The organism is Rhizobium sp. 'Codium 1' (genome assembly GCF_020889605.1).
In the GTDB taxonomy this organism is placed as follows: domain Bacteria; phylum Pseudomonadota; class Alphaproteobacteria; order Rhizobiales; family Rhizobiaceae; genus Allorhizobium; species Allorhizobium algae.
Window position 1 is genome coordinate 774,161 of the sequence record NZ_JAJGPW010000002.1, and the last position, 15,247, is coordinate 789,407.

Consider the following 15,247-nt stretch of genomic DNA (forward strand, 5'->3'; position numbering starts at 1 on the left):
TGAAAAACGCGCAAAATGCTGTTTTCACGGCGAAATTTCTAAAACGCCTCAGAAATCAGGTCAGAGCTTCAAAACCATTTGCGAAATAGGTCTCTGGTTGGTATTGTTTCGCAAAGACCAACGCCGGGACGGAAGCATGCAGAAGTTGATGAGGATTGCCGTCGCTGCCATCTGCTTGCAGCCACGCCATCGCTGGGGCAGATTTGCCGCATGAGCACAGCCCTCCCCCTTGAACAGCTCCAGATGGTGCGCGGCGGACCGCTTTATGTGAAGCTTCGCAAGATGATCGAGGACGCCGTCGCCTCGGGGCGCCTGAAGCACGGCGATGCCCTGCCGGCAGAACGCGACATTGCCGAAGCGGCAGACATCAGCCGCGTGACTGTGCGCAAGGCGATCGACGAACTGGTGGAAGAAGGCCTGCTCGTTCGCCGCCGCGGCTCCGGGACCTTTGTGGTCAAGCCCGTCCCGCGCATGCAGCAGCCGCTCAGTCAGCTCACCTCCTTCACCGAAGACATGCGCCGGCGCGGCATGGTCGCAGGCTCCCGCTGGCTGGGGCGCGGCCTGTTTTATCCCACGGCCGAAGAAACCATGATGCTGGGCCTTGTCAGCGGCGCGCGCGTCGCGCGGATCGACCGCTTGAGAACCGCCAACGACATGCCGATCGCATTGGAACGCACCAGTCTGCCGGATGACCTTCTGCCGGATCCGGAAAAAATAGAGGATTCCCTCTACCTCTGCCTGCTCGACGCCGGTATCCGGCCTGTACGCGCCAATCAGCGTATTTCCGCCGTTCTGCTGAAGGACGAGGAAACCAAGCTGCTCGGTGTCCCGCCGGGCTCTGCGGCACTGTCAGTGCAGCGCATCGCCTATCTCGAAACCGGTCGCGTGATGGAAATGTCGCGCGCCCTTTATCGCAGCGACGCCTATGATCTGGTTGCCGAACTCGGCATCGGCTCGCCCATGAAGCCCCAAGACTGAAAGCGCGTACCATGACCACCAAGATGCGTGAGGAGATCAACGAGATCCCCGCAGCCGCCGCCCGTTTGCTGGACAGCTCGAAATCCGTGATATCAGACGCGGCGAACGCATTGCGCGACAAGGATCCCGCCATCGTGGTGACGATTGCCCGCGGCTCGTCCGATCATGCGGCATATTTCCTGAAATATGCGATCGAGCTGCAGATGGGCCTGCCGGTCGCCTCGCTCGGCCCCTCCCTCGCCTCGATCTACGAGGTTCCGATGAAGCTCGGCAGCGCGGCCGCCTTTGCCGTGTCCCAATCCGGCGCCAGCCCCGATATCGTTGTTATGGCCAAGGGCGCCCGAGACGGCGGCGCCACGACGATCAGTCTGGTGAACACGCTCCCCTCGCCGCTGGCGGACGCGGCGACATTCGCCATCGACATCAAGGCGGGTCCTGAGATCGCGGTAGCTGCGACCAAGTCCTACGTGAATTCGATCGTCGCGGGGCTTGCGATCCTCGCGAGCTGGAGCCGCGACGTAGCGCTCACCCGCGCTGTCGAGGCCCTGCCCGAGCATTTCGAACAGGCTCTCGCCCTCGACTGGACCGCGTTGCTCGAGCCGCTAAAGTCGGCCGACTCTCTCTACATGCTCGGTCGCGGACCCACGCTGGCGATTGCCGCTGAAGCGGCCCTGAAATGCAAGGAAACCTGCGAACTGCATGCCGAAGCCTATTCCTCGGCAGAAGTGCTGCACGGCCCGGTCTCGATCGTTGGCCGCAACTTTCCCGTCGTTGCCTTTGCGGCAAGGGACAAGGCCGAGGCCTCGATCGCCGGAACTGTCTCGAAGCTCGCGGCCAGCAATGCCACCTGCTTCATCACATCGGACCAGGCGGCGGCCGGGCACAAGCTGCCGATCATCGCAACGGGCCATCCGATCACGGATGCGCTGGCTCTGATCGTTCCCTATTATGGCTTCATCGAATCCCTCTCCCGTGCGCGCGGTTTCAATCCCGACAAGCCAGTCGCGCTGAAGAAAGTCACCGAGACACAATGACGTCCGCCTTCGCCATCACCGCACGCCGCATCTTCGATGGGCACATGTTCCACGAGGATGCTGCACTCCTGGTCGAGAACAGCCGGGTGAAGGCTGTTCTCGCCAGAGCGGATTTGCCCGGCGGCATGATGCACCACGATGCCGGCGATGCACTGATCACCCCAGGCTTCATCGACCTCCAGGTCAATGGTGGCGGTGGCGTGCTCTTCAACAACGATCCCACGGTGCCGGGCATCCGCACGATCTGCGAGACCCATGCTCGTTATGGCACGACCGCGCTGATGGTCACGCTGATCACCGATGCACCGGAACTCAAGAGAGAAGCGATCGCCGCCGGCGCGGCCGCAGCCGCAGCGGGAGAGCCCGGCTACCTCGGCCTGCATCTCGAGGGACCGCATCTGTCGATTGCCCGCAAGGGCACGCATGATCCGGCCCTGATCCGCCCGATGATCGAAGCCGATCTCGCCTATCTTCTCGAACAGGCGCCGCGTTTCGGCATACCGATGATCACGATTGCCCCCGAGAGCGTGACGCCGGATCAGGTCCGGCGTCTGGTTCAGGCCGGCTACCGGGTGAGCCTCGGCCACACCGATACCAGCTGCATTGGCGTTGCGGCTTACATCAAGGCGGGCGCCACCCTCGTCACCCACCTCTTCAACGCCATGAGCCAGCTCGGCAACCGCGAGCCTGGCCTTGTCGGCGCTGCCCTTGCTTCCCCCTCCCTGCATTGCGGCCTCATTGCCGATGGCTTCCATGTCGATCCGGTCACCATGAAGATCGCGCTCGCCGCAAAGACAGGGCCCGCCCATATCTTTCTGGTCACCGATGCCATGTCGACCATCGGCACCGGGGAGAACGGCTTCGACCTGAACGGCCGAACCGTTTACCGCCGTGATGGCCGGCTGACGCTCGCCGACGGAACGCTGGCCGGTGCGGACATCGACATGCTCTCCTGCGTCCGCTACGTGCACGAACAGCTTGGGCAGCCGCTGGAAGAGGCGCTGCGCATGGCGTCGCTCTATCCGGCCGAAGCGATCGGCGCCCCGAGCAAGGGCAGCCTCATTGCCGGCAAGGATGCCGATTTCGTCGTGCTCGGCGCAGACCTCGACATCAGATCCACCTGGATTGCAGGCACTTGCGTCCATACTGCTGACACCAAACCGAGCTGGGCCTTCGCATGATCGTCTGCTTCGATATCGGCGGCACGGCCATCAAGGGCGCCCTGGCAACGAGCCCCGAGGATATCCGTCCCTTCCCGCGCCAGCCGACTCCCATTCATGATTTCGACGCCTTCGTGGCCACACTCGCCTCCGTCATTGCGGAAGCCGAAGCACTCGCTGGCAAGCGCGCTGCCTGCATCGCAATCTCGATTGCGGGCGTAATCGACCCCGACACCGCGAACGCCGTCGTCGCCAATATCCCTTGCATCCACGGCCGGCCACTGCAGGCCGATCTCGAAGCCGCCTTGGGCCTCCCGGTGATCGTCGCAAACGACGCGGACTGCTTCGTTCTCGCCGAAGCCGGCATTGGGGCGGCCCGCGGTCATCGTGTCGTGTTCGGCGTGATCCTCGGCACCGGCGTCGGCGGTGGACTCGTCATCGACGGCAAGCTGATCAACGAAAGCGGCTTTGCCGGCGAATGGGGACACGGTCCGATCCAGCCGACAGAGGCCGGCTCTCCACCAATCCGCGTGCCGCGCTTCCAGTGTGGCTGCGGCCAGATTGGCTGCATCGACGCGGTCTGCAGCGCCAGAGGCCTCGAGAAACTGCACAAGCATATCCATGGCAAACATCTGACCAGTGAGCAGATAATCACCGACTGGCAGAAGGGGGAGGCCATGTCCGAACGCACGATCGACGTTTACGTCGACATCCTCACGGATGCGCTTTCGGTCGTCGTCAACGTCACCGGCACGACCATTTTACCCGTCGGCGGCGGCCTTTCGAATGTGCCGGCGCTTCTGGCACGCATCGATACGGCCCTGCGTGCACGCATTCTGCGCAAGTTCAAGGACCCGATCGTCGTTCCCGCCGCCTGCGGCGTGGAGCCGGGCCTCATCGGGGCCGCGATCCTGGGGCTCGACTTCGCCAAAGAGCATGGAGGAGGCTGAGAATGGCTACGGACATGCTCGTAAAACTCTACGATCTGCAGCCAAACCCCGACCTCGACAGGCGCATGCAGGCCGAAGGCGTAACGATCCGGCGCGCGCTCGTGCCGGAACTCTCGGGGATCTGTGCCTGGATCGAGCCGCGTTTCGGCGCCGGCTGGGCAGCCGAGGCGACGGCAGCAATCATGCGCCAGCCCGTCACCTGCTGGATTGCCCATGAAGGCGAGACCCTGCTTGGCTTTGCCTGCCACGAGGCAACGATGAAGGGCTTCTTTGGCCCAACCGGTGTGGATGAGAATGCCCGTGGTCAGGGCATCGGCCATGCGCTGCTGATCCGCACCCTTCTCGACATGCGCGATCAGGGTTACGGTTATGCCATCATCGGCGGTGCCGGCCCCGAGGGTTTTTATGAGAGGAGCGTGGGTGCAATCGCAATTCCCGGCTCGTCGCCTGGCATCTACAAGGACATGCTGCCGCTTGCCGCACCGGCAGGCATGACGGACTGAAGCACCTCAGCCGAAGTCCGATGTCGGGGGATGCCGACGCCCGGGCACATAGAGGCCGATCTCGGACCTGTCGATGGCAGAAGCTCCGATGCTCAAGAATGCACTCGCCCTATGAACCCACCAGCCCGGTCTGGGACTAGCCGGACCGCTGCGCCACCATCCGGTCATGTTCGATGGTTTCGAGCATGGCATTTCGCGCTCCGGCTTCGTCGCCATATTCGATCCGGTTCACCAGGAGCCGGTGCTTGTCGAGGATTGCGTCCAGCACACAAGCGTCAGGAGCAGTCATCAGTGCCTTGTAGGCCAGCGCATGCGCGAGCTCGATGACACCGTAAAGCGCCCGCACGAATGGATTGTGAGCGGCGTCCGCGATGATCCGGTGCAGCTCGAAATCGGCAAGCGCGAAGTTCTGCAGGGAGCCCAGCGAGGTCTCCATCTGGTGGATCCAGTAGAGCATCAGGCGGATCTGGTCCGCCGTGCGGCGTCTGGCAACTTCAGCTGCCGCCTGCGGTTCCATCGAGCGGCGCACCTCATGCAGGCCGGAGAGAAACTCCGGGTCTAGCGGCGCTTCGAGATGCCAGGCCAGCACCTGAGGATCGTAGAGGTTCCAACGGCTTTTCTTGGCAACCTTGGTACCGACTTTCGGCCTTGCTTCGAGCAAGCCCTTGGCCTCCAGGGTCTTCAATGCCTCGCGCAGAACCGTACGCGACACCTCGAACTCTTCCATGAATTTGGCATCATTCGGAAGGGTCGTCCCAACGGGATAGCGACCGGAGATGACCCCGGCCCCGATCTCGTTGATGACATGCGAATGATAGTTACGCGCCGTCAACCGCCCTGACAGGGAGCGAAGAAGGCTCCCCGGCTCGCTCATGCAGGGGCCTTCTTCAGGCGCGTACGCCCGGTCTGTGCGGTAAACACCAGCTTCTGGAGCAGGATGAACATGAACAGCAGGAACCCGATGGCGATTTTAGTCCACCAGCTGGAGAGCGTTCCGTCGAAGACGATATAGGTCTGGACGAGGCCCTGCAGCATGACCCCGATCAGGGTTCCGAAGATGAAACCGTAACCGCCCGTCAACAGGGTCCCGCCTATCACTACGGCTGCAATCGAGTCAAGTTCGATACCCACCGCCGCCAGCGGATAGCCGGCCGAGGTGTAGAGCGAATAGACGATGCCCGCGAGCCCGCCCAGGAAGGACGACAGCGCATAGATGCCGACCGTTACCCGCCCGGTCGGCACCCCCATCAGCGACGCCGAATTGATGTTGCCGCCGATGGCATAGACATAGGAGCCGAACCGCGTCTTGTGGGCGATAAAACCGAAGACGAGGAAGGTGCAAAGCATCAGCAGTCCGATGAAGCTCAGGCGGCCGCCACCGGGCAGCCGGTAGTAGAGGCTGGAGATGGTCCGGTAGAACTCGTGGTCGATCGGGATCGAATCCTGGCTGAGCACCGAGGCCAGACCGCGCGCCAGGAACATGCCGGCCAGCGTCACGATGAAGGGGGGCACCTGCAGAAAGTGAATGACCGCTCCCATGGAGGCCCCGAAGGTGGCCGCAAGCGCAAGCACGATCGCAAAGACCGCCAGCGGATGGATGCCGACCCAGGAGATCAGGATGGCCGTGATGACCCCCGTCAGGCCGATCACCGCGCCGACCGATAGATCGATGCCGCCGGAAATGATGACAAAGGTGGCGCCGACGGCGGCGATGCCGAGAAAGGCGTTGTCCGTCAGGAAGTTCCCGAACACCCTGGTCGACCACATGGCCGGGAACTGGAAAATGCAGATGGCATAGGCGACCACGAAGATGAGGGTGGTCGCAGCGAGTGGGCGATAACGCGGATTCATCGTGCCTGTCCCGAAGTTTGGCCTGAGGTCTTGGGGGGTGTTGTCGCAACGGCCTGGCGCGGACCGAACTTGCGGCCGAGCAGATGGGCGATCCGGGCCGACTGCAGCACCAGGATGATGATGATCATGCCGGCCTTGACGATCAGGTTGAACTCCGGCGGGAAGCCCGAGACGAGCACGCCTGTGTTCATCGCCTGGATGATGATCGCGCCGAGCACCGACATCGGGATCGAGAAGCGTCCGCCAAGCAACGAAGTGCCACCGATGACGACCGCGAGGATGGCGTCGAGTTCGAGCCAGAGACCGGCATTGTTGGCATCTGCCCCGCGGATGTCCGCAGCGGCGATAATCCCCGCTGTCGCCGCACAGAAGCCGCCGAAGGCATAGATGCAGAGAATGAAAATCTTGCTGCGCAGCCCGGTGTAATTGGCGGCGGAAAGATTAATGCCGATGGCCTCGATGAACAGACCGATCGCCGTGCGCCGCATCACAAGATGGACGAAGAGCATCAAGACGATGGCGATCACGGCCGGCATGGGCAGACCGAAGAGATTGCCGGTGCCCACGAAGATCAAGGCTGGGTCGGAAAAGGTGACGATCGACCCCTCCGTGATCAACTGTGCCACCCCGCGCCCGGCCACCATGAGTACCAGCGTTGCGACAAAGGGCTGGATGCCGAGATAGGCGACGAGAATGCCGTTCCACATGCCGCACAGGATCCCGACGGCAAGGGCAGCGACGAGGGTGACGATCAGCGGCTGGCCGGCAACCGCACAGGTCGCGGCAACCGCGCCGGCCACCGCCATGACCGCACCGACCGAGAGATCCACGCCCTTGGTAGCGATGATCGCGGTCATCCCGATCGCAAGGATCGCGACGGGGGCGCCACGGTTCATGACGTCGATCAGGCTGCCGAACAACCGGCCATCCTGCCAGGTGATGTTGAAAAAGCCGGGAAAGACAAGCCAGTTGAAGAACAGCACGCCGGCGAGCGCCAACAGCTGCGGGGAAATGATACGGGACATAGAAAGCCTTTTCATGCCTCGGCCTCCGCCGGAAGGGCGGCAATGGTCTGGACAATGACGCCGGGCGTGATATCGGCGCCATGCAGTTCTGCGACCATCTTGCGGTCGCGCATGACGACGACGCGCGAGGAATAGCTGACGATCTCGTCGAGCTCGGACGATATGACGACGAGTGCGAGACCGTCTTCACGCAACCGGCTGATCATGCGGACGATTTCGGCGTGAGCGCCGACATCGATACCGCGCGTCGGTTCGTCAAGGATCAGGAAGCGCGGATCGGTGGCGAGCCAGCGGGCAAGGATCACCTTCTGCTGGTTTCCGCCGGACAGGAGCTTGACGGGTAGCTCGGCCGATGCCGTGCGGATGTCGAGCGCCTCGATAAAGTCACCGGCGATCTCCAACTGCTCGTCACGGTTCAGTGCCTTGAACCAGCCCAGCCGCGCCTGCATGGCGATGACGATGTTCTCGCGGACCGAGAGATCACCGAATATGCCGTCGATCTTGCGGTCTTCCGGGCAAAAGCCGAAGCCGAGCTCCACCGCATCGCGCGGATTGCGCACCTGGCGTGTCGCGCCGTCGATCTTGAGCGAGCCACTGTCGGCATGGTCGATGCCGAACATCAGCCGTGCCATTTCCGTGCGTCCGGAACCAAGGAGACCGGCAACACCGACGACTTCACCGCGATGGATCTTCAAATCGAAGGGTTGAACACTGTTGGAAAGCCCGAACCCCTCGAACTCCATCAGCGTCTCGCCCACCTCGCCCTCTTCGCCCAGCACCTCGGGATGATGGAAGGCCAGATCCTTGCCAAGCATCATGCGCACGAGGCTGGTGCGGTCGAGCGAGGCGATGGCCTCTGTCCCGACGAGGCGCCCATTGCGCAGGACCGTCACGCGATCCGACAGCTCGAAAACCTGATCGAGAAAATGGGTTATGAAGACGATGGCAAGGCCACGATCACGCAATTGGCGGACGATGCCGAAGAGCTTTTCGACCTCAGAACGATCAAGGCTCGCGGTCGGTTCGTCGAGGATCAGAACCTTGCCGGAGAGTTCGACGGCACGTGCGATCGCGATGATCTGCTGGACAGCGACGGAAAAGGTCGAAAGTTCGGCCTTCACGTCGATATCGAGGCCATAGCTCGTCAGGATCTCGCGAGATTTCCGCTCCATGTGGCGCTTGTCGACCAGACCGAAGCGGTTGGTCGGCTGGCGACCGATGAACAGATTGTCGATGACGGTCATGTTGGGCAGGAGGTTGACCTCCTGATAGACCGTGCCGATGCCGAGCGCCTGGGCCTGCTGCGGCGTGGTAAAATGGACGGTTTCGCCATCGACGGAAATCGTCCCGCCATCGGGAATATACGCTCCCGTCAGGATCTTGATCAGCGTTGATTTTCCGGCACCGTTCTCACCGAGAAGCGCATGCACCTCGCCGCGATGAAATGCGATGTCGACGTCCGCGAGCGCCGTGTGATTGCCGAATGTCTTGGTGATGCCCGCCGCCGCAAGCACGATCGATGGATGCTTGGTCATTGCCTCTTCCCCCTCTCCCTCGAAGCTATCCCCTGCTGACGCCGGGAGAAAGCGACAGCGACCCCGCCACGAGTATTTGGCGGGGTCCTGCCGGGAGGGTTACCTTAGTAACCGAGGCCCTTGCGGTTGTCATACTCGCCCTGCGGATTGTCGGCAGGCGTGTAGAGCTTGGATTCCGTGATGATGAACTTCTCCGGCTGCTTGCCGTCCTTCATGAAGGCATCGATCGCATCGAAGGCAGGTCCTGCCATGTTCGGGGTCAGTTCCACGGTCGCATTGGCTTCGCCAGCAACCATGGCGGCGAAGATATCCGGAACAGCATCGATCGACACGACCAGAATGTCTGTACCCGGCTTCAGCCCGGCATCCTTGATTGCCTGGATGGCGCCGACGGCCATGTCGTCGTTATGGGCATACATCGCGCAGATGTCCTTGCCGCCATTTTCAGCTTTCAGGAAGCCTTCCATGACTTCCTTACCCTTGGCGCGTGTGAAATCGCCGGTCTGGCTGCGGGCAATGCTGATGTTCGCCTTGCCTGCAATGGCTTCTTCAAAGCCCTTTTTGCGGTTGATGGCAGGCGTCGACCCGACGGTGCCCTGCAGTTCAACGACCTTGCACGGCTTGTCGCCGACGGTGTTGACCAGCCATTCGCCTGCAACACGACCTTCCTTCACCTGGTCGGATGCGACAGAGGTCAGGTAGAGATCCTGCGGAGCATCGACGCCGCGGTCGAGCAGGATGACCGGGATCTCGGCTTCCTTGGCTTCCGTCAGAACATCTTCCCAGCCGGTTGCGACGACGGGAGCAACGAGGATGGCATCGACCCCCTGAGCGATGAAGCCCCTGATAGCCTTGATCTGGTTTTCCTGCTTCTGCTGTGCGTCGGCGAACTTCAGTTCGATGCCGCGCTTTTCAGCTTCCTGCTTGGTGACGGATGTTTCAGCAGCGCGCCAGCCCGATTCAGAACCGATCTGCGAGAAGCCGACGGTGAGGTCTGCCGCCAGGGCAGACGAGCAGCCGAGTGCAATCACGCTTGCGCTAAGCGCAAGCTTGCGAAGAAATGTCATGATGTCCTCCCTTGAAAAGACACCGCCTCCACGGTGCCTGCCATTATGCATAGGCAACGGCTCAACCGCTGTAAAGAGAAAAAGTACTATTATATGTTGTGCACCGCAGCATAGACTTACGACACGCCCCTGATGCAGGCCACTCTACTTCAAGATGCCGAAAGTTAATATCCATTCACTGCGAGGCTGAACGGTCGTCCGCGAAAGGCCGAAGGATGCTTGAAGTTTAGCCAAAGTGCATAACCTCCCTAAAAATCGCAATATCTTATTACCCACGTTTCTTTACAACTTCGACTGCACGATTCCTGTGCCTTGCATGAGCAATTCCGGCTCCCGATACCCGAACCAGGAATAAACCATGGCAGTAATCACTTTCGCAAACACGAAAGGCGGCGCAGGCAAGACGACCGCAGCCCTTCTGCTCGCCACCGAACTCCTGCATCAGAATCATCGCGTTTGCGTTCTGGACGCCGACCCGCAACGGTGGTTCTCGCGCTGGCAGGAAGGTGCACCACTCATTCCACGCCTGTCTGTCGAAACCTATGTCTCCGCCTCAACCATACAAAAGATCGTCCACGAACGCCGGCAGGAATGGGATTTCGTCATCATCGACCTTCCCGGCATCCAATCCCCGCTTCTCGCTTCCGCAGTCGGCCTCTCCGACCACGTCATTGTTCCGATCCAGGGCAGCAGCATGGATGCGCAAGGCGGTGCACAGGTTCTCGATCTGCTGCGCTATCTCGACCGCAAGGCCGGTATCTGCATCCCCCATTCGGTCGTGCTTTCCAGGGTCAACCCCGCCATCACCACTCGTTCGATGACGGCCGTGAAACGCCTTCTGGCCGAGCAGCAGATCAATGTTCTCGACACGCCGATCGCCGAAAGGGCAGCCTTCCGGGAGATGTTTGACCTCAATCGCCCCCTGCGCAAGCTTGAGGGCACGACGACGAGCGGCGGCGAAAAGGCAATCCGCAACGCAGAAGCCTTTGCCGCTGAAATTCTCACCTTGGTCACGCCCGGCAAGACCCAGGACCGATCCCCGATGAGCCGGCGGAATATGGCCCGTTACGAAACGGCTGCCTGACGCCTTTCGAAACAAGTTGGATTGTCGTCCTGAATGGAGGCCCGGCGCTCGTCGGCGGACAGGAAGCCGGGCTACCAGTCTTGTCCGGAGCGAGCCGATCGGTCACTCGTTGCGAGACCGAGAAGTCAGCCCACAGAAACCATATCAATTGCGGATATAGCGGCGTCGTCCAGAAGACCCTTGAGGGTCTCCGCTGACGGCATGAGATCGCATGTCTTCGTGGCCGCTGCTGATGCGCCGCATCACGTCACAAATTTGGACAAAAGACTGACGGGAGATCGGGCGCAATTGTCGCCCTGAAAGGAAACGGGGCTTCAATCGCCCCGCCCCGAATGATCAGGCTGCCATGCCCCAGGAAGAAGGATCATCCTCGCCAAACATGCGCTCGAGGCTGAGGAAGCAGATCATGCTCTTGTCATGCGCGATAATACCGTCGGAGAAGGCGGCGCTTGGGCCGGTCGCGGCTGGAAGCGGCTGCAGCGTGCTGCCGGCGACGGTCAGAATGTCCGATACGCCATCGACGAGAAGGCCGACCGTCATGCCATTGACTTCAGTGACGACCACGGCGCTGCGTTCCGTCGCCTGCGCCGCCGGCATGCCAAGCTTGACCGCCAGATCGACGATCGGGATGACCGTGCCGCGCAGGTTCATCACGCCGAGGACTTCGTAGGGAGAATGGGGGATCGGCGTCACCGGTGCCCAGCCACGGATTTCGCGGATGGAGGTCGTCTTGACACAGAATTCCTGCTGGTGAAGGCGAAAAGCGATGATCTCGAGGGCATCTGTGGCATTCGACGTCGTGTTCATCTGCAATTTCTCCTCGGCAAGCCCGACCGGCTGGCACCTTGTCACGATGATGATCGCCCGGTTGGACCGGCGTGCAATCCTGAGTCTGCAACTCGGAATCAATCTAGCCCACCAGCAATTAAATAATTTCTAAATCAACGCATAGATTCTGCCATATACGTCAACCAGACGACAATTCTCGCGCAACCATCTGATAATGCGCCATCTGTCCGGCGCTCCACCAGAAGAACTCGGTGAGCAATCCTCCGTCGACATCCTCGATCCGGCCGTTCTGGATGCTGAAGAGACCACGTTTCACGGAGGGCGTCAGGACATTGCCCACGTGCTGGCGGGAGACCTGAAAACGCTGCGAAAGAGCATCATAGCTCAGCTGAAGGTCCCAGCTTTCGCCTCCGGATCGGGAGAGATGAGCGCCGATCACGGCGCACAGAATGAGATAACCGCTATCCCGGCCGGAGAAATCGACGATTGTCGGAAAGGGAGCGAAAAGCACGTCCTTGGTCAGGATGGCATCCATCGATCGCGCGAGGAGATCACCCATCCGTAAAGGATCAACGGCCACCCAGTCATGCAACGCATGCTGTTCGAGCAGAGCGGACGACGCGAGGAAGGCCAGGGGCGAGCGGGCGATCTTGAGGATCAGCGCTTCGGTCGGGCGAAGGATTAGTTCGCGCCGATCGCTCGGATTCTGTTCGGCTGTGACATAGCCGCCTGCCCTCAGGCCCGCTATCAGATCGCTGGCTTGCCGCCCGCTGCCCGGCACGACGCTCTTGAGCAGGGTCATCGTCGGCGCCGGGCCGATCCCAAGGTCGAAACGCCCCGCAAGTGCGATCAGCATGTAGCAGGTGATGTAGCGCGTTTTCTGTGCGAAGATCTTGTTTGCCGGCCAGCGAAAGTCGTTCGGTTCGACCATTCTGCGGCAGTAGGCGAGCACTGCGCGCTCATAGCCCGGTCGTGCGAGAAGCGGCATGGCGGCCTGCCAGACCGGCTCCTGGAGGTGTTCTTCGACACCGCCGTAAACGATGCGTGGATTGCCTGCAAAGTGTTCTGTATGCATCTGATCCATTGCCGCCGCTCCTCGATTGACGGACATAGGAGAACAAATCGCCGGCTGCGTCGAGCCCTGGCCTTGTGCGCTGCCTCACCGAGCCCAACTGCAGGCAGCTGGGGATCCGCGCAAATCAGGCCCGCTTGGCAAGGTCGTAGGCAGCGATACAGCGCATGCCGGAGGCACAATAGGCGAGAACCGGGCCAGTTTGCCTGGAGAGCAGATCCCTGAGTTGGCGCGCCTGATCGAAAGAGAGCGATCCGGGAACAACAGGCAGGTAATGCGCTTCCAGCCCGACACCGCGCGCTGCCTCCTCCACTTCCCCGAAGGAGGGCTGGAAAAAGCCTTCCTTGTCCGGACGCATGCAGATCACGGTCTTGAAGCCAAGATCTGCGAATTCGCGCAGTTGCGAAGGTTTGATCTGGCCGGTGACATGAAAACTGGGATCGATGCTGCGAATGCTCATGCAGGGCTCCTTCGAGAGATAAATGCGGACGCGAGGCTGTCAACGCACAACACATAGTATTTTTATTATATTTATAGCGCCCCCGCGGCATGTCAACACTTGCCAGCACTGATTAATGATATACATTCGTATCTATGAAGATTGATCCTGAACAGATGAAGCTTGGTGCCGATATGGCCAGCGAACTCCTGAAGTCGTTATCGAACCGGTATCGCCTGCTGATCCTCTGCCGCCTCGCTGATGGCGAGCATTCCGTCGGCCAACTGGCGGAATTCCTTGGGATTCGCGACAGTACCGTCTCCCAGCACCTGGCACTCCTGCGTCGCGAGAAGATCATTGCGGGGCGGCGTGACGGCCAGACAATCTGGTATCGGATTGAGAGCGAACCGGCCCGAGCCGTGATTGGCACCCTCTACGACAGTTTCTGCAAGACCTCGGATTGCGTCACCTGACAGCCGCGACCATGGAATGAGGCCCGCCTCCGCTTGACTTCCGCTTGCCCATTATCTACGTATTGTCGTAGATATGTACATTAAGGAGAAAAATATGTCGATCGATCGCGCCGTCCTCGCCTTTGCCGGCCTCATGGTCCTCCTGTCGCTGCTGCTCACGCACTTCGTCCATCCAGGATTCATCTGGTTTACCGTCTTCATTGGCGTGAACATGCTACAGTCGGCCTTCACCGGCTTCTGCCCGGCAGCCATGATCTTCCGCAAGCTGGGTCTTCGACCCGGCACCGCATTCTGAGGACATTTGTCATGCAGCCCACCGCCTTCATCACCCTGATCGCTGCCCTCACGGCAACCGGAATGAGCGTCTCCCATGCAGCCGACACCGAGCTGAAGCCGGTCAGCATACCGGAGATGAAGGCGGTCTATGGCCAAATCCAGCCGCGCAACAGAGTATTGGCACGCGCAAGACTCGGCGGCACGGTAGCACGCCTCACCGTGACCGAGGGCGACCTCGTCAAGGCCGGCGACGTGATTGCCGAGGTCAAGGACGACAAAATCGACTTCCAGATCAAGGCTGTGGATGCCCAGCTTCAGGGCCTGACGGCTTCGGTGAATGATGCACAGGTTGAACTCGACCGTGCAGACAGGCTGGTCCGCAGCGGCGCGGCCAGCACCCAGCGGCTCGATCAGCTTCGCACCCAGCTGGACGTGATCACCAATCAGGTTCGCCAGGCCGAAGCCCAGCGATCCCTTCTTGTCCAGCAATCCTCCGAAGGCGCCGTTCTTGCGCCGTCGGACGGCCGCGTCATCTCAGTGCCTGTCACCCGCGACGCCGTGGTCATGGCCGGTGAAACGGTCGCCACGATTGCTGGAGGTGGCTTCTTCCTGAGACTCGCAGTCCCCGAACGGCACGCCCATGAACTTTCTCAAGGCGCACAGATCCGCATCGAGGCCGCAGGGGAAAAGCTCGAAGGCGAACTCGTGAAGATCTATCCGCAGATCGAAGGCGGTCGGGTCACGGCGGATGTGGAGGTCGACGGCCTCGACACCGATTTCGTCGCAGCGAGAGTGCTCGTTGAACTGCCCGTCGGCAATCGCCAGGCGCTGTTGGTGCCTCCGACATCCGTTTCCAGCCGAGCCGGCATCGACTTCGTCGCCGTCCGCGAGGGCGACAAGGTGGTGGATCGCGCCGTGGTCGCCGGCAATGCCGTGGAGATCGACGGGGAGGAAAAGATCGAGATCCTGTCCGGCCTCGCGGCCGGTGATGTCGTGGTGACGAAATGACTG

At 61.2% G+C, this 15,247-nt stretch carries 17 protein-coding genes; 9 read left to right on the forward strand and 8 right to left on the reverse strand.

Annotated features, from left to right (window positions below; genetic code table 11):
- Positions 1–210 precede the first annotated feature (210 nt).
- From LJE98_RS08820 to LJE98_RS08840, 5 genes are read left to right on the forward strand one after another with little or no spacing between them, the layout of a single operon-like run.
- Entirely contained in the window at positions 211–978 is a 768-nt protein-coding gene (locus tag LJE98_RS08820; RefSeq protein WP_229574780.1) for a GntR family transcriptional regulator, read from the forward strand.
- 11 nt (positions 979–989) lie between these two features.
- On the forward strand, positions 990–2,012 hold the full coding sequence (locus LJE98_RS08825) for an SIS domain-containing protein (RefSeq protein ID WP_229574781.1): 1,023 nt from the start codon (positions 990–992) through the stop codon (positions 2,010–2,012).
- Positions 2,009–3,193 carry an N-acetylglucosamine-6-phosphate deacetylase gene (gene nagA / locus LJE98_RS08830; RefSeq protein ID WP_229574782.1) on the forward strand — a complete coding sequence of 395 codons (1,185 nt, stop codon included), beginning with the start codon at positions 2,009–2,011 and terminating at the stop codon, positions 3,191–3,193. Before LJE98_RS08825 ends, nagA begins: the two co-directional genes overlap by 4 nt.
- On the forward strand, positions 3,190–4,122 hold the full coding sequence (locus tag LJE98_RS08835; protein WP_229574783.1) for an ROK family protein: 933 nt from the start codon (positions 3,190–3,192) through the stop codon (positions 4,120–4,122). Before nagA ends, LJE98_RS08835 begins: the two co-directional genes overlap by 4 nt.
- A gap of 2 nt (positions 4,123–4,124) precedes the next feature.
- Positions 4,125–4,625, forward strand: coding sequence for a GNAT family N-acetyltransferase (locus LJE98_RS08840; protein ID WP_229574784.1), 501 nt, complete (start codon positions 4,125–4,127; stop codon positions 4,623–4,625).
- A 136-nt stretch (positions 4,626–4,761) separates the two neighbouring features.
- Here LJE98_RS08840 and LJE98_RS08845 read toward each other — a convergent pair whose 3' ends face one another.
- The 5 genes from LJE98_RS08845 to ytfQ form a co-directional block, all read right to left on the reverse strand.
- Entirely contained in the window at positions 4,762–5,499 is a 738-nt protein-coding gene (locus LJE98_RS08845) for a FadR/GntR family transcriptional regulator (RefSeq protein ID WP_229574785.1), read from the reverse strand.
- Positions 5,496–6,476, reverse strand: coding sequence for a galactofuranose ABC transporter, permease protein YjfF (gene yjfF / locus LJE98_RS08850; RefSeq protein WP_229574786.1), 981 nt, complete (start codon positions 6,474–6,476; stop codon positions 5,496–5,498). Before yjfF ends, LJE98_RS08845 begins: the two co-directional genes overlap by 4 nt.
- A complete protein-coding gene (locus LJE98_RS08855; protein ID WP_229574787.1) occupies positions 6,473–7,516 on the reverse strand; it encodes an ABC transporter permease in 1,044 nt (347 codons plus the stop codon). Before LJE98_RS08855 ends, yjfF begins: the two co-directional genes overlap by 4 nt.
- Positions 7,513–9,036: a sugar ABC transporter ATP-binding protein gene (locus LJE98_RS08860; protein ID WP_229574788.1), complete on the reverse strand. Its 1,524-nt coding sequence runs from the start codon at positions 9,034–9,036 to the stop codon at positions 7,513–7,515. The genes LJE98_RS08855 and LJE98_RS08860 overlap by 4 nt, the downstream gene beginning before the upstream one ends.
- A gap of 104 nt (positions 9,037–9,140) precedes the next feature.
- A complete protein-coding gene (gene ytfQ / locus LJE98_RS08865) occupies positions 9,141–10,103 on the reverse strand; it encodes a galactofuranose ABC transporter, galactofuranose-binding protein YtfQ (RefSeq protein ID WP_229574789.1) in 963 nt (320 codons plus the stop codon).
- 358 nt (positions 10,104–10,461) lie between these two features.
- On the opposite strand from ytfQ, the gene LJE98_RS08870 reads away from it, so the two are divergent.
- Positions 10,462–11,187, forward strand: a complete 726-nt coding sequence (locus LJE98_RS08870) for a ParA family protein (RefSeq protein WP_229574790.1) — start codon at positions 10,462–10,464, stop codon at positions 11,185–11,187.
- Positions 11,188–11,523: 336 nt separating this feature from the next.
- Here the strand turns inward: LJE98_RS08870 and LJE98_RS08875 are convergent, their stop codons facing one another.
- From LJE98_RS08875 to LJE98_RS08885, 3 genes are all read right to left on the reverse strand, one after another.
- The gene (locus LJE98_RS08875) at positions 11,524–11,994 is read right to left on the reverse strand and encodes a chemotaxis protein CheW (RefSeq protein WP_229574791.1); all 471 of its coding nucleotides are present in this window, start codon (positions 11,992–11,994) and stop codon (positions 11,524–11,526) included.
- 160 nt (positions 11,995–12,154) lie between these two features.
- Positions 12,155–13,060 carry a MarR family transcriptional regulator gene (locus LJE98_RS08880; RefSeq protein ID WP_229574792.1) on the reverse strand — a complete coding sequence of 302 codons (906 nt, stop codon included), beginning with the start codon at positions 13,058–13,060 and terminating at the stop codon, positions 12,155–12,157.
- 115 nt (positions 13,061–13,175) lie between these two features.
- The gene (locus LJE98_RS08885) at positions 13,176–13,508 is read right to left on the reverse strand and encodes a TIGR01244 family sulfur transferase (RefSeq protein WP_229574793.1); all 333 of its coding nucleotides are present in this window, start codon (positions 13,506–13,508) and stop codon (positions 13,176–13,178) included.
- Positions 13,509–13,642: 134 nt separating this feature from the next.
- Here LJE98_RS08885 and LJE98_RS08890 point away from each other — a divergent pair, with 134 nt between their 5' ends.
- From LJE98_RS08890 to LJE98_RS08900, 3 genes are all read left to right on the forward strand, one after another.
- Complete coding sequence (locus LJE98_RS08890) at positions 13,643–13,960, forward strand: ArsR/SmtB family transcription factor (RefSeq protein ID WP_229574794.1); 318 nt, start codon at positions 13,643–13,645, stop codon at positions 13,958–13,960.
- Between the two features lie 94 nt (positions 13,961–14,054).
- On the forward strand, positions 14,055–14,255 hold the full coding sequence (locus LJE98_RS08895) for a YgaP family membrane protein (RefSeq protein ID WP_229574795.1): 201 nt from the start codon (positions 14,055–14,057) through the stop codon (positions 14,253–14,255).
- 11 nt (positions 14,256–14,266) lie between these two features.
- Complete coding sequence (locus LJE98_RS08900; RefSeq protein ID WP_229574796.1) at positions 14,267–15,244, forward strand: efflux RND transporter periplasmic adaptor subunit; 978 nt, start codon at positions 14,267–14,269, stop codon at positions 15,242–15,244.
- The last annotated feature ends 3 nt before the right edge of the window (positions 15,245–15,247 follow it).